The organism is Ruminococcus sp. 8Y-12 (assembly GCF_058119865.1).
This window is the reverse complement of record NZ_CM176623.1, coordinates 35,913-55,421: the sequence shown is the minus strand read 5'-3', so window position 1 is coordinate 55,421 and position 19,509 is coordinate 35,913. Positions and strand designations below refer to the sequence as shown.

At 46.4% G+C, this 19,509-nt stretch carries 20 protein-coding genes; 15 read left to right on the top strand and 5 right to left on the bottom strand.

From position 1 onward, the window contains the following. Nucleotides 1-2: 2 nt before the first annotated feature. The 10 genes from map to AC0THY_RS00165 all read left to right on the top strand — a co-directional run bounded on the left by map (nucleotide 3) and on the right by AC0THY_RS00165 (nucleotide 9,726). A complete protein-coding gene (map, locus tag AC0THY_RS00210) occupies nucleotides 3-758 on the top strand; it encodes a type I methionyl aminopeptidase (protein ID WP_489992462.1) in 756 nt (251 codons plus the stop codon). A gap of 22 nt (nucleotides 759-780) precedes the next feature. After that, nucleotides 781-1,047: a KOW domain-containing RNA-binding protein gene (locus AC0THY_RS00205; RefSeq protein ID WP_489992461.1), complete on the top strand. Its 267-nt coding sequence runs from the start codon at nucleotides 781-783 to the stop codon at nucleotides 1,045-1,047. 10 nt (nucleotides 1,048-1,057) lie between these two features. Then, nucleotides 1,058-1,276 carry a translation initiation factor IF-1 gene (gene infA, locus AC0THY_RS00200; protein WP_489992460.1) on the top strand — a complete coding sequence of 73 codons (219 nt, stop codon included), beginning with the start codon at nucleotides 1,058-1,060 and terminating at the stop codon, nucleotides 1,274-1,276. A 397-nt stretch (nucleotides 1,277-1,673) separates the two neighbouring features. Continuing rightward, on the top strand, nucleotides 1,674-5,675 hold the full coding sequence (locus AC0THY_RS00195) for a bacterial Ig-like domain-containing protein (protein ID WP_489992459.1): 4,002 nt from the start codon (nucleotides 1,674-1,676) through the stop codon (nucleotides 5,673-5,675). A gap of 331 nt (nucleotides 5,676-6,006) precedes the next feature. Next, nucleotides 6,007-6,120 carry a 50S ribosomal protein L36 gene (gene rpmJ, locus AC0THY_RS00190; RefSeq protein ID WP_003497809.1) on the top strand — a complete coding sequence of 38 codons (114 nt, stop codon included), beginning with the start codon at nucleotides 6,007-6,009 and terminating at the stop codon, nucleotides 6,118-6,120. Between the two features lie 336 nt (nucleotides 6,121-6,456). Beyond that, nucleotides 6,457-6,825, top strand: a complete 369-nt coding sequence (gene rpsM / locus AC0THY_RS00185; RefSeq protein ID WP_489992458.1) for a 30S ribosomal protein S13 — start codon at nucleotides 6,457-6,459, stop codon at nucleotides 6,823-6,825. Nucleotides 6,826-7,013: 188 nt separating this feature from the next. Beyond that, entirely contained in the window at nucleotides 7,014-7,409 is a 396-nt protein-coding gene (gene rpsK / locus AC0THY_RS00180; RefSeq protein WP_489992457.1) for a 30S ribosomal protein S11, read from the top strand. Between the two features lie 19 nt (nucleotides 7,410-7,428). Beyond that, nucleotides 7,429-8,022, top strand: a complete 594-nt coding sequence (gene rpsD, locus AC0THY_RS00175) for a 30S ribosomal protein S4 (RefSeq protein ID WP_489992456.1) — start codon at nucleotides 7,429-7,431, stop codon at nucleotides 8,020-8,022. 61 nt (nucleotides 8,023-8,083) lie between these two features. Next, the gene (locus AC0THY_RS00170) at nucleotides 8,084-9,043 is read left to right on the top strand and encodes a DNA-directed RNA polymerase subunit alpha (protein ID WP_489992455.1); all 960 of its coding nucleotides are present in this window, start codon (nucleotides 8,084-8,086) and stop codon (nucleotides 9,041-9,043) included. A gap of 146 nt (nucleotides 9,044-9,189) precedes the next feature. Further along, nucleotides 9,190-9,726 (top strand): bL17 family ribosomal protein, encoded by a 537-nt coding sequence (locus tag AC0THY_RS00165; RefSeq protein WP_489992454.1) that lies wholly within the window; start codon nucleotides 9,190-9,192, stop codon nucleotides 9,724-9,726. A 139-nt stretch (nucleotides 9,727-9,865) separates the two neighbouring features. On the opposite strand, the gene AC0THY_RS00160 is transcribed toward AC0THY_RS00165, so the two are convergent. Next, nucleotides 9,866-10,297, bottom strand: coding sequence for a rhodanese-like domain-containing protein (locus AC0THY_RS00160; RefSeq protein ID WP_489992453.1), 432 nt, complete (start codon nucleotides 10,295-10,297; stop codon nucleotides 9,866-9,868). Continuing rightward, complete coding sequence (locus AC0THY_RS00155; RefSeq protein ID WP_489992452.1) at nucleotides 10,294-10,590, bottom strand: ArsR/SmtB family transcription factor; 297 nt, start codon at nucleotides 10,588-10,590, stop codon at nucleotides 10,294-10,296. Before AC0THY_RS00155 ends, AC0THY_RS00160 begins: the two co-directional genes overlap by 4 nt. A 470-nt stretch (nucleotides 10,591-11,060) precedes the next feature. Between AC0THY_RS00155 and AC0THY_RS00150 the strand changes: the two genes are divergently transcribed. Further along, a complete protein-coding gene (locus AC0THY_RS00150) occupies nucleotides 11,061-11,633 on the top strand; it encodes a YeeE/YedE thiosulfate transporter family protein (protein WP_489992451.1) in 573 nt (190 codons plus the stop codon). 1 nt (nucleotide 11,634) lies between these two features. Next, on the top strand, nucleotides 11,635-12,195 hold the full coding sequence (locus AC0THY_RS00145; RefSeq protein ID WP_489992450.1) for a DUF6691 family protein: 561 nt from the start codon (nucleotides 11,635-11,637) through the stop codon (nucleotides 12,193-12,195). 102 nt (nucleotides 12,196-12,297) lie between these two features. Here AC0THY_RS00145 and AC0THY_RS00140 read toward each other — a convergent pair whose 3' ends face one another. Then, nucleotides 12,298-12,903 (bottom strand): SGNH/GDSL hydrolase family protein, encoded by a 606-nt coding sequence (locus AC0THY_RS00140; RefSeq protein WP_489992449.1) that lies wholly within the window; start codon nucleotides 12,901-12,903, stop codon nucleotides 12,298-12,300. 224 nt (nucleotides 12,904-13,127) lie between these two features. Here AC0THY_RS00140 and AC0THY_RS00135 point away from each other — a divergent pair, with 224 nt between their 5' ends. The 3 genes from AC0THY_RS00135 (at nucleotide 13,128) to AC0THY_RS00125 (ending at nucleotide 15,959) form a co-directional block, all read left to right on the top strand. Then, the gene (locus AC0THY_RS00135; RefSeq protein ID WP_489992448.1) at nucleotides 13,128-13,976 is read left to right on the top strand and encodes a deoxyribonuclease IV; all 849 of its coding nucleotides are present in this window, start codon (nucleotides 13,128-13,130) and stop codon (nucleotides 13,974-13,976) included. Nucleotides 13,977-14,050: 74 nt separating this feature from the next. Then, a complete protein-coding gene (locus AC0THY_RS00130) occupies nucleotides 14,051-14,482 on the top strand; it encodes a helix-turn-helix domain-containing protein (RefSeq protein ID WP_489992447.1) in 432 nt (143 codons plus the stop codon). After that, entirely contained in the window at nucleotides 14,475-15,959 is a 1,485-nt protein-coding gene (locus AC0THY_RS00125) for a phytoene desaturase family protein (protein ID WP_489992446.1), read from the top strand. The genes AC0THY_RS00130 and AC0THY_RS00125 overlap by 8 nt, the downstream gene beginning before the upstream one ends. A 64-nt stretch (nucleotides 15,960-16,023) precedes the next feature. Here AC0THY_RS00125 and AC0THY_RS00120 read toward each other — a convergent pair whose 3' ends face one another. Then, a complete protein-coding gene (locus AC0THY_RS00120) occupies nucleotides 16,024-16,770 on the bottom strand; it encodes a phosphotransferase (RefSeq protein ID WP_489992445.1) in 747 nt (248 codons plus the stop codon). 17 nt (nucleotides 16,771-16,787) lie between these two features. Next, complete coding sequence (adhE, locus tag AC0THY_RS00115; RefSeq protein ID WP_489992444.1) at nucleotides 16,788-19,406, bottom strand: bifunctional acetaldehyde-CoA/alcohol dehydrogenase; 2,619 nt, start codon at nucleotides 19,404-19,406, stop codon at nucleotides 16,788-16,790. Nucleotides 19,407-19,509 lie beyond the last annotated feature (103 nt).

Here is a 19,509-nt window from a genome sequence, read left to right as displayed (position 1 = left end):
ATATGTCAGTATCAATAAAATCTGCAAAAGAAATCGAGCTTATGAGAGAAGCCGGCCGTCTGCTGGAAATCACTCATAATGAACTTCAGAAGGCAATCAAACCAGGGATATCCACCTGGGATATCGACCATCTGGGGGAGCAGATTATCAGAAGCTTTGGGTGTACTCCGAATTTTCTTCATTATAATGGGTATCCAGCTTCTATCTGTGTATCAGTTAACAATGAGGTTGTGCATGGAATTCCTTCTAAGCAGCGCATTCTTAAGGAGGGTGATATCGTCAGCCTGGATGCGGGATTGATTTACAAGGGATTTCACTCGGATGCCGCCCGCACACACGCAGTGGGGGAGATTAGCCCCGAGGCCGGGAAACTGATGGATGTTACAAAACAGTGCTTCTTTGAAGGAATCAAATATGCCAAGGCAGGCTGCCATCTCCACGAGATCTCAGCGGCGATCGGCAATTATGCCGCGAGCTTTGGATATGGGGTTGTGGAGGACTTGGTCGGACATGGGATCGGCAGAGCACTTCACGAGGACCCACAGATCCCCAACTTCCCACAGAAGCGAAGAGGAATACGCCTTCTGCCGGGTATGACACTGGCCATTGAGCCCATGATCAACATGGGAAGATGTGATGTGGAATGGCTGGACGACGACTGGACTGTGGTGACAGAGGACGGGAGTCTATCTGCACACTATGAGAACACCGTGCTGATTACGGACGGAGAGCCGGAAATCCTGACACTGTCAGAGTAACCGAAAGAGCCGGAGGTGTCAGATGGAGAAAGCCAGAAAGGGAATGATGGCCTGGTCAAGAGCAGGACACGACACCGGACAGCTGTATGTAATCGTAGATACAGAGGAGGCGTATGCGTATCTTGCAGATGGAAAGCTCAGGACATTGGAGAATCCGAAAAAGAAAAAATGGAAACATATACAGGTGAAGTATGAGATCCCGGCACAGCTTGAAAAGCCGAGCTGGGATGATATAAAAAATGAAGATATCAAACGAGCAATCAAAATGATGAAGAAAGAGTGTATTTAGGAGGTAAAGCATGTCAAAGGCAGATGTAATTGAAGTAGAAGGAAGGGTACTTGAGAAATTACCCGGTGCGATGTTTAAGGTGGAACTGGAAAACAAGCACGTAGTACTGGCACATATAAGCGGAAAGCTCCGCATGAACTACATCCGAATCCTTCCGGGAGACAAGGTGACGATTGAGCTGTCACCGTATGATTTGTCTAAGGGTAGGATTATTTGGAGAGATAAATAGTAGAGATAAATAGTAGAGATAGGTAAGTAAATAGAAGCAGCAGAGATCAGAAAATTTGAGTCTCTGCTGCTTTTACTACTATATGTTTTTGGAGATGCCTATGGATTATGTATTAGCCTATAAAAAGCTGAAAAACGGAAAATTAATCTTTTGTGAGACACAGAAGAAGGCTGTAGCCGTTTATTAATTATTTATTGAATGCACAAACATGTTTTTTACTAAAAGTAAAAAAACAATTGTTTGTGCTTTTGTTTTGTTGTATAATATTGCTATATTGAAGGAATAATGTTTGCAATTATGCAAATAATGTGAATTATTGTACAAATAATAGGAAAGGAGATTTATAAGAACGTTTACGGAGTGTGAATTAAAACAATAAGACAGATGGGAGAAAAGTATGATTAAAAGAAAAATTAAAAAAATAGTAAGTGCGACTTTAGCCCTGGCAATGATAGTTGCACCTTTAGGACAGGGTTTTTTTGCAGAGGCAGCCACATTTGCGGAAACAGATTTTCAGCTACTGCCACAGAACAACATGAAGGTTTTAGAGGTATCCAGTGAATACACTGGTGTATACGGACCAAATCCAGGAGAGTTGATGGTGGATGGAAATAAGGATACCTTCTGGGAGACGGATTGGGATGCAAGCGTGAATGGCCTTCCGGCCCATTTTTTAATCGACCTTGGGAAGGAAACCAGCAATGTGTCCCGCCTTGTGTACACTCCCAGGCAGTCAGGAAACAATCTAAACGGGGCGGTCACTAAGTTTGAGATCTATGCAGGCAATGATAAGGATAATCTTGCACTGGCAGGACGGGGAACCTGGGCCGTAGACAGCAGCCGGTCTGACAAGACAGCTACCTTTGCCTCCACTACAGCGCGTTATATCAAGATGGTGATCCTGGATACCGCTACAGATGAAAAGACAGCCAGCGCAGCAGAGATCAATATTGGCACAAAGGAAGGATTTACCATTGACTACAGTGAACTGGATGCAGCCGTTCAAAATGCCAGGGACGCACTGGCTCAGATGGATGATCCGGATTTGAAAAAATCAATTGAAGATAAACTGGCGGCGATTGAAGAGGCGCGTGCAGCCTTGGTACAGGAGGAGGTTGCAAAGACAGCCGAGGAGCTGACGCAATTCATTGAAGATAATAAGAATCCGCCGGTAGATGAGGATGGCTTTGCGGTCATTTCCAACAGTGCTCTGAGTGTGGCCTATGTGAGAAGCACGGCAGCCGAAACTTCAGTGTCAAATATGCTGGACGGAAAAGACAATACCTTCTGGGAAAGCAATTACGTCAATGACCGTTTTATTCCAGGCGACTGCATTATATGGGATTTGGGTTCTGAAATTCCTGACATTTCCAGGCTTTATTATATGCCCCGTCAGGATATGTCAAATGGAAGAATTAAGAGTTTTGAAATCTTGACCAGCACAGCAGATTCCATCAACCCGGAAAATCCGTTGGAGGGATTTGTCTCCAGCGGGAAGGGAGCATGGGATACCACTTCACTGGAAAAGACAGCCACCTTTCCCTCTGTAGCTGCCAGATTTGTAGCTATTAAGGTCTACAGTGTTGGAGGGGACGGAGCTACCATTACTTGCGCGGGTATCCGCTTTGGGAAAAAGAAAGGAGTAACCGTTGATATGTCACTTTTAGAATCAGCCCTTGGGAAGGCCTGGGATGAGGTCAACAGCCTGGACAATGAGATCGCAAAACAAAAGATTTCGAGTAAGCTTCAGAGTATAGAGGGCAATCTCTATATTCAGGAGGGCCTTGAGTCAGCGCTCTCGGAGATTCAGGATACACTGGACACCTACGCATCTATGGGGAAGGTGCAATCGATACGTCCGGGAAAGGTTTGGGTAGATGACACCGGGGAAGCGATCCAGGCACATGGCGGTGGCATTCTGTTTGACGAAAAAACAAAGACCTACTATTGGTACGGTGAGCACAAGGGCTTTGACAATATATCTACAGGTGCGGAGACAGGGACGCCGGCAGTGGGCATATCCTGTTATTCTTCAAAGGATTTGTACAACTGGAAGAATGAAGGCGTTGCCCTGCCCGTATTTAACAACCCCTATCTGGCGGATGGTACTGCAGTGGGGGATGATACGCCGATGTATATGTCCGAGCAGTCCCAGGAGTACAAAGACAGTTCCCTCCAGGAGCATCCAGGCACGGCTGTGGGAGTGGGCGGTTCAAAGTCACCCTTTGAGAGCCTGAGTAAATTCCACACAGATGCTCAGATCGAGGCCATGAATGCACTGTATTCAGATTTGGATCTTGCACAAAAGAAAGAGTTGTATAAAGAATTTAACTGGAACCGGGTTGTAGAGCGCCCCAAGGTTATCTATAATGAGAAGACCGACAAATATATCATGTGGTGGCATCAGGATGGACCGACTGCCGGTCAATATTTCGTGGCTTCCGCAGGAATTGCTATCTCCGATACTCCCACGGGCCCATTCAAATACCTTCGCACTACGCGCCTGCCGGATACAGGATTCTCCTCCGCCAATCCGGGTATGCTGCGGGATATGACCCTGTTTGTGGACGATGACGGGACCGCATATGTTATCTTCTCTTCAGAGGAGAATGCCACAACGGTGATACAAAAATTGGACGAGACCTACACCGACATCTCCGGCACGACTCCGAATAAAGACTATAAGAGGATATTTATAGGCGAGTACCGTGAAGCTCCCACCATGTTTAAGCAGGGTAATGATTATTACATGATCACTTCAGGTCAGAGCGGATGGAATCCGAATCCATGTAAATATCATGTTTCTACAAACGGCATCCTGGGTGATTGGGAAACAAAGGGATTTTTCTGTATTGACGATATTAATCTGAATGATGAGGTTGTTACAGACCCAGGCTCCGGTACCACCTACCGAAGCCAGAGTACCTTTATTCTGCCGATGCGCGACGAGGACGGAGAGGTAGTGGACGGCAAATTTATCTATTTGGGGGACCGGTGGTTCAGAGAGAACCTGCAGGATTCCAGATATATCTGGCTGCCCATACATCTGGATACAGAGTCAAGGACTTTAAGTATGAAGTGGACCGATTCCTGGACTCTGGAAAAGGAAATGGGAACGGGAACGTCGGTTACGGATATTGAGCTGAAATCCGCTCCGGCCAAGACGAAATATTATACCGGAGAGGAATTGGATTTATCCGGAGCAGTTATCACTGTGCACATGGAGAATGGAAACAGGGAAGACAAAAATGTAACAGCAGATATGGTAAGCGGCTATGACAAAAACCAGGTGGGAGAACAGACTATTACGGTGACCTACGAGGAAAAGACAACGACATTCAAAGTTACGGTGTCAGAAAAGCCAAATACAATAAAAAGTATTGAGTTGAAGAAAGGCCCAGCCAAGACAACGTATTATATCGGAGAGGAATTGGATTTATCCGGAGCGGTTATCACTGTGCACATGGAGAATGGAAACAGCGAAGACAAAGATGTGACATCAGATATGATCAGCGGATACGACAAAAATCAGTTGGGAGAACAGACCGTTACGGTAACCTACAAGGAGAAGACAACGACTTTCAAAGTTACTGTGTCTGAAAAGCCAAATCCGTTAAAAGGAATTGAGCTGAAGACAGGCCCGTCTAAGACAACTTATACAGCAGGGGAAGAGCTGGATCTGACAGGGGCGGTGCTGACACTCATCTATGCGCAGGGTACAAAAGAGATTCCCGTAACCGCCTCCATGGTTTCCGGATTTGTGAGCGCCAAAGCGGGTACACAGACACTCACAATAACTTATGAGGATATGAAGACAACGTTTACTGTCATAGTAAAAGAGCGTCCTGCTCCGCCTGTGATACCGGATGCGCCCGGACAGCCCAAGGTACAGAAAACCACCTACAATTCCATAACCATCAGCTATACAAAGCCATCAGGCGTCCATTCATTCGTTATCAGCATGACAGATACCAAGACGAAGAAAATAACGAAGGTATCCACAAGCAAGACATCCTACACCTTCAAGAAATTGGTGACCGGCAGAAAATATAGGTTCCGTGTGTACGGTATATACAGGGATGCAAACGGAAAGGATGCAGAGATCAGCTGCACCAAGGATACCGTTGCCGCACCGAAGCCCGCGGCACCGGGTAAGCTTAAGGCAAAGAAGGCGGGTAAGACTTCCCTGCGAATATCCTGGAAAAAGACAGCCGGGGCAAGTTCCTACAAGGTATACTACAAGCTGAAATCTTCAAAGAAGTTTAAAATTGTAAAAGCAAAGAGCAATAAGTGTACTCTTAAAAAGCTGAAGAAGGGAAAGAAATACCAGATCAAAGTTGTGGCAGTCAGGAAGAAGTATGCTGGAAATGCATCGAAGACCATTACCGCAAAGATATAGATTTCATTATTCTATGGTGAGAGCAAGAATTAAAAAAGTGTAATAGTTCAGATAACTATCCGGGTGACTGTTTTCAGGAACTGCGAACTTCCCAAAAGCTTGTTTGAAAATTACCTGGGTGGTACGATATCATCCGGCTAAAAGAAACAGCTTCCTCAGCCAGTAACCCTGTTACAAAAAAATTAAAAAATGATCAAAATTTCCAACAATAACACTTGCATTTTCTAAATGCAAGTGTTATACTGTTAAACGAACTTTGTGTCAGGGACACTATCTTTGTGTCCTTTTGCGCCTATTTTTGGGCAGCAAGAATGGTGAAAGGAGGGTAACCATGAAGGTTAGATCATCAGTGAAACCTATTTGCGAAAAGTGCAAGATCATTAAAAGAAAGGGCAGCATCAGAGTAATCTGTGAGAACCCGAAGCACAAACAGAGACAGGGTTAATTTCTGACACTGAAGAAATTTTGTGAAACGAAGTACCTTAGGTATGTTTGTGAAATTTTAGTGCGGCTGCAGTATGAACCGCCAGGCGGCGTTGTTTATACTGATAACAATATATTAGTGGACGTAAGTCTGCACATATATTGCTTATAATACCGGACTTGCAGGTACCGTGCAGGTGCGGAAAGGCGGCATAGTTTATGCGGCTGGATATCCTTTGGATATCTCAATTTGGGACAATATAACGAGGACTGTGGCTGTGCACACATTTCAGACGCGATTCTGATGAGAAAAGCGGGCTGCACGGAGACGGTCGAAAGAAAATGGAGGAATTATTACATGGCTCGTATTGCTGGTGTAGACTTACCAAGAGAAAAACGTGTAGAGATCGGTTTAACTTATGTATATGGAATCGGCAGAGCAAGCGCAAGCAAGATTCTTGAGGCTGCTAAAGTAAATCCCGATACACGTGTCAGAGACTTAACGGACGAGGAAGTTTCCAGAATCCGTGACGTTATGGACGAAGGTTTTACAGTAGAGGGTGATTTGAGAAGAGAGATCGCTCTGAATATTAAGAGACTTCAGGAAATCGGATGCTATAGAGGAATCCGTCATAGAAAAGGACTTCCTGTACGCGGTCAGAAGACCAAGACAAATGCTAGAACAAGAAAAGGCCCGAAGAGGACTGTAGCTAATAAGAAGAAATAAGGTAACTATTCAGCAGGGCTGTGCATTTACTGCGCAGACCGTGAGAAAATGATTCAGGAGTGCAAAAATCCCATCACCGAAGGTGATTCTAAATGGATTTTTGCATGTAACTGTGAAGGCAATGAACAGTTGCGAAATAAGTAAGAGAGAAACTATAGTTATTATTTGAGAAAGTAGGTTAGTTTAAAATGGCTAAAAAAGTTACCAAAAAAGTGACAAAAAAGCGCGTAAAGAAAAACGTTGAACGCGGACAGGCACACATCCAGTCATCTTTCAATAACACAATCGTTACTTTGACAGATGCAGAAGGAAATGCTTTATCATGGGCAAGTGCCGGTGGTCTGGGATTTAGAGGTTCAAGGAAATCTACTCCATATGCAGCTCAGATGGCAGCTGAAACAGCAGCGAAGGCAGCATTAGTACATGGTCTGAAGACAGTAGACGTTATGGTTAAGGGACCGGGTTCAGGACGTGAAGCAGCAATCCGTGCATTGTCTGCATGCGGTATTGAAGTGACCAGCATCAGAGACGTGACCCCTGTACCACACAATGGTTGTCGCCCGCCAAAACGTAGAAGAGTCTAATTAGGAGGTTAATAGGAAGATGGCAGTTAATAGAGTTCCTGTTCTTAAAAGATGCAGATCACTTGGTTTAGATCCGATTTACTTAGGAATAGATAAAAAATCCACAAGAGAATTAAGAAGAGCAAACCGCAAAATGAGCGAGTATGCTATGCAGCTGAGAGAAAAACAGAAAGCAAAATTCATCTACGGCGTTCTGGAGAAACCTTTCAGAAATTACTTTGAGAAAGCTGAGAGACAGCCGGGTATGTCAGGCCCCAACCTGATGATCATGCTGGAGACCAGACTGGACAATGTGATTTTCCGTTTGGGTTTTGCAAGAACCAGAAGAGAAGCAAGACAGATCGTTGATCATAAATTTGTACTGGTGAACGGCAAGCAGGTAAATATTCCTTCTTACCTGGTAAAAGCCGGAGACACTATTGAGATCAAAGAGAAATGTAAGTCCTACCAGAGAATGAAAGACGTTTTGGACGTTACTTCAGGAAGATTGGTACCAGAGTGGCTGGATTGTGATCCGGAGTCTCTCAAGGGCACTGTAAAAGAGCTGCCTAACAGAGAGGTGATCGATGTTCCGGTTGACGAAATGCTTATCGTCGAGCTGTATTCTAAATAATTAATCCTTAGGATTATTAATACCCTCGTAAAAATGATAACCCAGAAGGAGGGGCTTTATAGTGTTCGATTTTAACAAACCTAAAATTGAAATTGCTGAGATATCAGATGACAAAAAATATGGCAGATTCGTTGTGGAACCTTTGGAAAGAGGATACGGAACGACTCTGGGAAATTCCCTCAGAAGAATCATGCTTTCTTCTTTACCCGGCGCAGCAGTGAGCCAGGTAAAGATCGAGGGCGTACTGCATGAGTTCAGTTCTATACCGGGCGTTAAGGAAGACGTGACGGAAATTATTATGAACTTGAAGTCACTGGCAATTCAGAATAACAGTGAGACAAACGAAGCAAAAGTTGCTTATATTGAATTTGAAGGCGAAGGCGTGGTAACCGCAGCTGACATTCAGGCAGATCAGGATATTGAGATCATGAATCCGGAGCAGGTCATTGCGACCTTAAACGGAGGAGCGGACAGCAAGCTGTACATGGAGCTCACCATTACAAAGGGCAGAGGCTATGTGAGTGCAGAGAAAGGCAAAACGGAAGACATGCCGATCGGCGTGATCGCAGTGGATGCCATCTACACTCCTGTAGAGCGGGTAAATCTGACGGTACAGAACACCCGTGTAGGCCAGGTTACGGATTACGACAAACTGACGCTGGATGTATATACCAACGGTACTCTGGCTCCGGATGAGGCAGTCAGCCTTGCTGCAAAGGTACTGAGCGCTCATCTGAGTCTGTTCATTGACTTGTCCGAGAATGCAAAGTCTGCGGAAGTCATGATTGAGAAAGAGGACAATGAGAAAGAGAAGGTTCTGGAGATGAATATCGACGAGCTGGAGCTTTCCGTGCGTTCCTACAACTGTCTGAAGAGGGCCGGCATCAACACGGTAGAAGAACTGTGCAACAGAACTTCCGAAGATATGATGAAAGTCCGCAACCTGGGACGAAAGTCACTGGAGGAAGTGTTAGGAAAATTAAAGGAGCTTGGCTTACAGTTAAACCCAAGCGACGAGTAGGAGCTTGGGTGCTACTTCTCGAGCCGAAGCTTGAGAAGGTTCCCGTACCAAGCGACGAGTAGAGTGACAATTTATGGAATAACAAGCACTTACTGAGTAAGCCCGAAGAGCATCCTTAAGTGTTCCACAAATGGAGGAAATAGAAAATGGCAGGTTATAGAAAACTTAGCAGAACATCAAGCCAGAGAAAGGCTTTAATCAGAGGACAGGTAACTGCTCTGCTTCATCACGGAAAGATCGTGACTACAGAGTCAAAGGCAAAAGAAATACGCAAGGTTGCCGAGAAACTGATTGCAATGGCAGTGAGAGAGAAAGACAACTTTGAGACTGTGACTGTTACTGCAAAGGTTCCGCGCAAAGACAAAGACGGCAAGAGAGTAAAAGAAGTAGTAGATGGTAAGAAAGTGACTGTTTACGATGAAGTACAGAAAGAGATCAAGAAAGACGCTCCTTCCAGACTTCATGCCAGAAGAGAGATGCTGAAAGTTCTCTACACAGTAAAGGAAGTACCGGCTGAGGCAGCTGGAAAGAAGAAAAATACAAAAGAGATCGACATAGCTGAGAAGCTGTTTACAGAGATCGCTCCCAAGTATGCAGACCGCAATGGTGGTTACACCAGAATCGTAAAGATTGGCCAGCGTAAGGGTGATGCGGCTATGGAAGTTCTTTTAGAGCTGGTATAAATCGTATATTAGAAAAGACAGAATCCGTGTGGACTCTGTCTTTTTTGCTGTTTTGAGAAAGGTAAATTTTGATGATTACTGTGATTCTGAGGACAAATCTTTTCGCTGATAATTCTTTTCATTTTCTTTACCAGCATAGTTACCTACCAATCGTGTCGTATGGCCAATCAATGATTCCGCCAATGTCATAAATATTTGTATATCCCATTTGAATCATTTCACGGACTGCATCTGCACTTCTGCGCCCGCTGCGGCAGTAAACCAATATCAAAGCATCTTTGTCAGGCAGTTCTGTCTCGGCACGGTCGTTCAGTTCACTGTCTGGAATCAAAACTGCACCGTCAATGTGCTGTTCTTTGAATTCCTCCTCTGTTCGTACATCCAGTAAAATATGGGACGGTTCTTCCTTCATCATGCTAACTGCCTCTTCCGCAGTGATCTTTTGATATTCTATCACGGAATCCGAAGTAGCTTGAGTGCCCGTATCGTTTTTGGATGCGTCTGAAGCACATCCCGTAAGACCATGAATACTAATAGTGACAACCAACAGTAGCAGAATTCCTTTTTTCATAATCTTTCATCCTCCTCGCAGTAATATTTTTTGAGCACATGGACTATTTCCTCCACACGGTGATCTCCTATGGAATAGATAATGCTTTGGCCGGATTTGCTAAAATCCAGTATGCCATGCGCTTTCAGCAGTGTCAGGTGCTGTGATAAGGCCGACTGTGTAATGTTTGGCACATAAGCAGCGATTTCCCCCACTGACATGGGCTGTTTCATCAAGGCGCATAAAATCAATAGCCTGTTTTCATTTGCCAGCATTTTTAACAATTCAGCAATTTTTTTTGCGTTTTCTTCCATTTCGTTCTCCTTATTTCTTATTTTATGCCTCCGGTTTAAGATAAGGTCTGGCTTTCTGCCGCATCTATCTGTTTGCCTTTTCTGTAGTCCTGAAAATAAGAATATTAGATATTTCTAATATACTAATATGTAATAGGTTTGTCAAGCGAAATATTTTTACAATGGTGGTTACAATTGATCCAGAGCCGCAAGCTAATATCTGTTATATCAGAAACCCCATGAACATCTTTTAGCCATATGAATATATTTATCGCTTTTGGGAAAATATAGATGTAATTGAAATATTTAAGGAAAATAACCACGAAAGTTTTAGCATATCGATTCAGAATCAGGACACTAGTGGATTCAGGGAAACCAGTCCCATTACCGAGATGCTGATGGACATACTCACCAACGATTAATAAGGGACGACCGTTGGATAGGTTGACATCCTTTCTTAATAGAAAGCTGTATATGAGGAGAAACAATTTATGAGATTATGGATAAAAAAGGGTTTTGCATTGGGAGGGATATTTTTTCTGGCAGTATTGCTGGTAAAGCCGATTGGAGTTTCTACACAATTTTCAGTGTTGTCCGGCATTTTCCACAGTGCGCTGGATGAGGCGGTGATCACTGAAAATGACAGTCGAAGTAGCGGGTATGAGAGCACCAATGCCTACTACGATAAGAGCGAAGGCAAGCTGGCAAAAGCGATTGAAAACCCATGGAACTATGATTTCGTTTTTGTACTGGCGATTCCCGTGGGGGCCTATTTAGCCTATGCCTCAAATGACAAACGGAAACGCCTGCAGATGAGCGATGTTGGTCAGAACCCCAATGTTCCTGACTATCGTGAGAGTTTTTGGAGACGCTATATACCAGCATTTCTGGGAGGTTTCATTATCCTTTACGGGGCCCGGATGGCAGATGGATGTACCAGTGGTCACATGATGAGCGGTATGATGCAGGGGAGTGTAAGCGGTTATATTTTTGCCGCCGCTGCCTTTGCTGTTGCTATTCCTGTTGCCATATTCACCGGACGTGCGGCGGAAGGAGGAAAATAAGATGGAACTTGTACTGGCAATTATTCTGGGGCTGCTCTTTGGGTTTGTCCTATACTGGGTAGGGGCCTCTTCCCCTAAAAAGCTGATATCCATGCTGCGGTTACAGAACCTTACAATCATGAAGATTATCGTTTTTGGAATTGGATGTGCCAGCGTGCTTCTCTCCGTCTTCAGTTTGCTTGGACTTTTTAATATAGAGCACTTAAGTGTTAAGGAAGTCAATCTTGGTGTGATTATCGGCGGCTTGCTCTTTGGTATTGGTTTTGGCACTGTAGGCACCTGCCCCGGCACTTGTGTGGCGGCAACAGCCGGCGGCGGCTTTCGGAAGGCTTTAAGCGCTGTGCTGGGAGGTTTACTGGGTGCGTGGGTGTTTTCTATGAACTATGGATTTTGGAAGAACCTTGGGGTGTTCAAGGCAATGGGCTGGGGCAGGCTGACTCTGTTCCAGATTTCAGATAAGTACCCATCGGTATTTTCCTTGGGGTATGTGGGATTATTGATTGTAGGAATTTTATTTATTGCCGTGGCATTCCTTCTGCCTGCTGATTCAGGAAGCGACTAATATGAAAGATGCATATCATTAACGCTTCCAGCTGTGGGCAAAACAAGCGGCATCCAATCGTTCCAGGCAATTCAGTAAAATGTAGCAGTGATTTCCCCGGTACTATCCGCAGAAATAATGCTTTAGCCAGATCTTTGCAATGAGCCTGTGGCCCGCTTGGGTAAGATGAATGCCATCTGTGGTGACAGCGGGATAGCCCAGCTCTTTGGCAAGCTGGTTTAACGGCTCATGGAGGGGGAGAAAGGTCAGGCTGTACTCTTTTGCAAGACTGGCTGTCATCTCCTCAATATAGTGTATAGAAGGCAGCCAGAGAGCATATTCCCGGGGATAGGGAAAGACAAAGGGTCCCATGCAGATGATTTTGGCAGCACTTTCAGACAGCAGACGATCCAGGAGCAAGCGGTAATTTTCACAGAAAGGCTGCTGCAGTGACTTGCCGGTATTCATGGCAACGCTGACATCATTTACCCCTATCAGGACGGTGACCAGATCCGGGGACAGGGGGAAACAGTCAACAGACAGATTGCGCAACAGGGCAGGCAGGGTAAAACCGTCATGCCCTTTATTTATGATTTTTAGGGAGGGATCTTCCTTCAGCAAAAAATCAGCAATGAGTTTAACATAGCCGTCCCCAAGTCCGTTATACTGCTCAGACCACAGGCGACCGGAATCCGTGATGCTGTCGCCAAGAAACAAAAGTCTTTTCATAGAGCACTCCTTTTTGTATTGCAGCTATCAGTGTAACTGTACATTTCAAAATAAACAAGTATACCATACCATAATGAAAATGCAAATACAAGGGAAGAGCAGCAGAGCTTTTACGTAATTGCGCTTTAAAACCCCAAGGGTAAAAATAGCATAAACGGGGAGACTGTGTTAATATGGTAGGGAAGACTTTGAGCAACCTATTCTAAGAAAGGGATGGAAAATAAATGTTAAAGATCGGAAATCATATATCGTCTGCCAAAGGTTACGAGGCTATGGGAAAGCAGGCTTTAAAGCTTGGAGCCAATACCTTTGGATTTTTCACCAGGAATCCCCGGGGAGGCAGCGCCAAGGCTATCAATCCGGAGGATGCGGAGAAGTTTTTAAAAATTGCTGAGGAAAATGAGTTTGGGAAACTGGTGGCTCATGCGCCCTATACCCTGAATGCCTGCGCAGCCAGGGAGGAAGTGCGCACTTTCGCAAGAGAAGCGTTTGCGGATGACCTGAGGAGAATGGAATATACCCCGGGACAGTATTACAATTTTCACCCGGGCAGCCATGTGGGACAGGGGCCGGAAAAGGGAATAGAGCTGATTGCCGATATGCTAAATACCTGTTTGTTCCCTGAGCAGACCACAACCGTACTGCTGGAGACCATGGCGGGAAAGGGCAGTGAGGTGGGGCGCACCTTTGAGGAGCTGCGCGCCATTATAGACCGGGTAAATCTGCAGGACAAAATAGGAGTATGCCTGGATACCTGCCATGTGTGGGACGGAGGTTACGACATCGCCGGGGACTTAGATGGAGTGCTGCGGGAGTTTGATCAGGTAATCGGCCTGGATCGGCTCAGGGCAATCCATATCAATGACAGCCAGAACCCTCTGGGCAGTCACAAAGACCGCCATGCCAAGATAGGGGAGGGGATGATCGGGCTGGAGGCGCTGGGAAGGGTGGCGTCACATCCCGTGCTCACAGACCTCTCTTTTGTGCTGGAAACGCCAAATGATGACGAGGGATGGGCATGGGAGATCGCAACCCTGCGGAGAATTGCGGGAGAGAACCGCAACAGAGAGTAACATCCAATGTCATCGTGGGTTGGTAGTGTTTCCACAAAGCCAATGATATAATGACAGCAGGAGGTATGAAAAATATGATTTCCAGGAATTTGGCATATCTGCGCAGGGCAAATGGCTATTCGCAGGAAGAGGTAGCGGAAAAGATAGGGGTCTCCAGACAGGCTGTGGCGAAGTGGGAGAATGGGGATTCTATTCCGGATCTCGCAAACAGTATTGCACTTTCGGAGCTTTACCGAGTGACTCTGGACAATCTGGTAAAGTATGAAGAGCGCGCGAGCAAGCTTCCCATACCGGAAAAGGGGAAGCATATATTCGGAAGTGTGACAGTGGGGGAACGGGGGCAAATTGTAATCCCCAAAAAGGCCAGGGAGATTTTTCATATCGGGCCAGGGGACAGCCTTCTGGTGCTGGGAGACGAAAGCCAGGGAATTGCCATTGTAAAGAGCGACGAATTTCTAAAAGCAGCCCACGATATATTAAAAAAGGCAGGTGCTTCGGATGAGTAAACGGGTTTTGATTATTGGCGGCGGTATAAGCGGCCTGACTGCCGGTGTGTACGCGGCGAAAGCAGGGTATGAGACACATCTCTATGAACAGCAGGCATATGTGGGAGGCGAATGTACGGGATGGGACAGGGGCGGATATCACATTGATAACTGTATCCACTGGATGAACGGTACGGCTCCGGGGGATTCCCTCAATCGCCTGTGGCAGGATATCGGGGCGTTGGGGCCTGAAACAGAGATCATCCATCCTGACCGGATGTACACCTCTGAGTTGGGGGGAGAGGAGATTACGCTCTGGAAGGATATCGACCGGACGGAGAGAGAACTTTTGGAACTGTCCCCTGAGGATGAACAGGAGATAAAGAAACTGATGCATTTCTGCCGGCTTGGCGGAAAGGTCAGGATACCGGCAGAAAAGCCCCCTGAGATGCAGAGTGCGCTGGATGGGATCAGACTCATGTTGACCATGGTTCCTGCTTTGAAGATCTTTAAGGAATACAAGGGAATGGATACGAGGGATTTGATGGAGCGTTTTCAGCACCCGCTGATCCGATGTATGATCTCCGATTTCTGCACCCGGGAATCCATGGCAAGCAGTTTCCCTTTGGCCTACGGCAGCTTTGCAGCAGGGGATGGGGGCATTCCAAGGGGAGGCTCAAGAGAGATGGCCGTTCGCATTGGGAGGCAGCTGGTGAAATGTGGAGGAAAGATACATACGGGAAAAAGGGCCGAGGAGATTCTGCTAAAAGATGGGAGGGCAGTGGGGATACGGTTTTTGGATAAAACGGCAGCGGAGGGGGAGTATGTGATCCCCGCCTGTGATCCCCAGGTCACATTCGGCAGGCTGCTTTCTGAGAATTATATGCCGGAACTGCTGAGGGAGATGTATGACAACAGAGAGGCATATCCAGTGTACACCACCTTCCAGGCTGCATATTCACTGGACAGTTCTGCGGATCTCATTGGCGCGGATCGTATTTTGGATGGCAGCGGACTGGATCTGTTTCCGGGACTTGGTGAGCGGATCAATGTAAAGTCATATGCCTACGAGCCATCCTTTGCACCTGATGGGAAGCATGTGATTCAGGTACTGACGGGAGGACCTGAGGCTTTATATAAATCCTGGGCTGAGCTTTACCGGGAACGGGAAGCTTACCTGGCCAAAAAGAATCAGATGGCAGAGGATATCAGGAAGCTGTTGGAGCAGCGCTTCCCGGAATGTTGCGGAAAGCTTGCGCTTTTAGACTGCTGGACCCCTATGACTTATGAGCGGTACTGCAGCGCCTACAAGGGATTCTATCAGTCGTGTACTGTCACAAAACAAAGCAGCAGGCTTCCGTATCCTGAGAGAAAAGTGGATGGGCTTGAAAATGTGTATTTGGCCGGACAATGGCAAAACCCGCCGGGAGGTCTGCCGGGAGCGGCCATTGCGGGGAAATATGCAGTGCAGCGGATGATAAAGGAAGACATATCATAAGCAGGAAATTTAAACAGAAACAGGAGGCGGTGAATCACCGCCTCCTGCTATATTTCATGGAACTCTATTGATAATCTACCACATCAATCCATTTCATAAGAAACTCTTTTTCTTCCTCCACACCCTTGGTAAGCTGAGATGCAGCCACGATGGGGAGCCACTGCTGTACATACTGCTTTGCAGTGTCGCTCTTTTTACAGAACGTGTCCAGGTAAAGGTTCGCTTTCTTCTCATCTTTCAGAGCAAACAGCAGGTAGGTCCTGGCAGCGTCAGCGCTGGCATTTCCCTGAGTTGCATGGGACCAGTCCAGGATATAGGCTGTTTTGTCATCCTTTATGATGATATTGCTGGGGTTGTAGTCGCCATGGCAAACTTTTGTGTGCTTGGGCATGCTGGACAGACGGGTCAGCAGCTCATAGCGTGTGGTAGCATCCAGGCCGGATGCGGAGATTTTGCGGCTCATTTTATCCTGGATCTTGTTCAGCAGGGGAGCTCTTTTGGCGTGCATGCTCAGCTGCAGATCCACAAAGAGATCCATATACTCTTCCAGCTTCTCCGGATTTTCGGACATCAGCTGCTCCAGGGTCTTGCCCTCCACATACTCCAGGGTAATGGCCCATTTCCCATCTGTCTTGGAAACTTCCAAAAGCTTTGGAATGTTCAGGCCAGTCTCCTCCACTCTGGCGTGGTTAACCGCCTCATTTAAGATGTCAGCCTTGGAAAAGCTGTTGTCAAACACTTTGACAGCCTTATCCCCATCCCTGTAGATTGTTTTTGATGCTCTTGTTGCAATTGTCTGAAGTTCTGCCATAATCTAAATCCCCCTTCTTATTTGCCGTAGTAAACGTTCAAATACATTTCTCTGATTTCACTCATTAACGGGTATCTCGGGTTTGCTCCTGTACACTGGTCGTCAAAGGCCTGCTCGGTCATCTCATCCAGGGTTGCCAGGAAGTCTTTTTCTTCAATGCCATAGTCCTTGATGCACTTTTTGATTCCCACTTTTGCTTTTACTTCTTCAATCTTGTCAATAAACTTCGCCAGAGTCTCCTCGTCATTTTTCCCGGAAATTCCACAGAAGTTTGCGCACTCTACATAACGCTCAAGGGTGTGCGGATACTGGTACTGTGGGAAGGTGCCCATCTTTGTTGGAACGGAAACTGCATTGAACTTCATGATTTCAGTGATCAGAAGGGCATTTGCAACACCGTGGGGCAGGTGATGGAACGCTCCTAACTTATGTGCCATGGAATGGCACAGTCCCAGGAAGGCATTGGCAAAGGCCATACCAGCCATACAGGAAGCGTCTGCCATCTTTTCTCTGGCAACCGGATCATTGGCGCCGTTCTCATACGCGGAGGGCAGGTAGTTCAGCACATTTTTCATTGCTTTCAGAGCCAGGCCATCTGTGTAGTCAGAAGCCATAACGGAAGCGTAAGCTTCCAGAGCGTGAGTCAGTACGTCAACACCGGATGCGCTGGTAAGCCCCTTTGGCTGATTCATCATATTGTCTGTATCGACAATGGCCATATTGGGCATCAGCTCATAGTCAGCCAGAGGATATTTTACACCGGTGCGGTCATCCGTGATTACCGCGAAGGGGGTCACCTCAGAACCGGTACCGGAGGAGGTGGGAATGGCTACGAAATACGCTTTCTCACCCATTTTGGGGAAGGTATATACACGCTTGCGGATATCCATAAAGCGCATTGCCAGATCCAGGAAGTTTACTTCCGGATGCTCATACATTACCCACATGATTTTTCCGGCATCCATAGCAGAACCGCCGCCAAGTGCGATGATGCAGTCCGGCTCAAAGGCGCGCATGGCTGCTGCGCCGGCAGTGGCGCTGGAGAGGTTGGGGTCAGGTGCTACTTCATAGAAACAGGTATGCTGGATTCCCATTTCATCCAGTTTTGCCTCAATGGGTTTTACATAACCGTTTTTATAGAGGAAGCTGTCAGTGACAATGAACACTTTTTTCTTGTGCATGATTGTACCCAGCTCATCCAGGGCTACCGGCATACAGCCTTTCTTAAAGTAAACCTTCTCAGGTGCACGGAACCAAAGCATATTTTCTCTCCTCTCAGCAACTGTCTTAATGTTTATCAGATGTTTTACGCCAACGTTTTCTGAAATAGAATTTCCGCCCCAGGAACCGCAGCCAAGTGTGAGAGAGGGGGTGAGTTTAAAGTTGTATAAGTCACCGATACCGCCCTGTGAGGAGGGGGTATTGATCAGCACACGGCAGGTCTTCATGGCAGCTGCGTGTTTTGCGATCTTTTCCTTCTGTGCAGGATGCACATAGAGGGAGGAGGTGTGGCCGTAGCCTCCGTCTGCAACCAGCTGCTCTGCCTTGACAATGGCCTCGTCAAAGGTGGCTGCCTTGTACATAGCAAGCACTGGAGAGAGTTTTTCGTGTGCAAACTCCTCGCTGATATCTACGGACTCTACCTCACCAATGAGAATCTTGGTCTCCTTGGGAACCGTAACACCTGCCAGGTTTGCAATGGTGTAAGCGGACTGGCCTACGATCTTGGCGTTGAGCGCGCCGTTGATAATAATGGTCTTGCGCACCTTATCCAGCTCCTCGCCTTTTAAGAAGTAGCAGCCGCGGTCCTTGAACTCTTTCTTTACCTGGTCGTAGATATCTCCAACGACTGTCACGGACTGCTCAGATGCACAGATCATACCATTGTCAAAGGTTTTGGAATGGATGATGGAGTTTACAGCCAGAAGTACGTCCGCTGTGTCATCAATGATTACCGGAGTGTTTCCGGCGCCCACGCCCAGAGCTGGTTTTCCGGAAGAGTAGGCTGCTTTTACCATGCCCGGTCCGCCGGTTGCAAGAATGCAGTCCGCTTCCTTCATTACCTCATTGGTCAGTTCCAGTGAGGGAACGTCAATCCATCCGATGATACCCTCAGGAGCTCCGGCTTCCACTGCAGCGTCCAGAACCACCTTAGCAGCCGCAATGGTGCAGTCTTTGGCACGGGGATGCGGGCTGATGATAATGGCATTTCTGGTCTTTAAGCAGAGCAGAGTTTTGAAGATTGCTGTGGAAGTAGGGTTTGTGGTTGGGATCACCGCAGCGATCAGCCCCAAAGGCTCCGCTACTTTCTTAATTCCGAATGCAGGATCTTCTTCTATAATACCACATGTTTTTGTGTTTCGGTATGCATTGTAAATATATTCGGAGGCATAGTGGTTTTTGATAACCTTGTCTTCGACAATTCCCATTCCGGTTTCGGCTACTGCCTGCTTTGCAAGGGGAATGCGCAGCTTGTTTGCTGCCATAGCGGCGGCAAAAAAGATTTTATCCACCTGCTCCTGTGTGTAGGTTGCAAATATTTTCTGGGCCTTGCGCATAGCGTCCAGTTTGGCTGTCAGCGCTTCTACATTGTCGATGACCGCCGTTGTTTTCGCAGCTGTTTCATTCTTTGCCATAGAATAACCTCCATTAAATCTATAATTGAATTGATATTTTTTTAACAATGCCATCATAAGACATTGTTAAAATATTGTCAAGTAAAATTTTATTAAAAATATC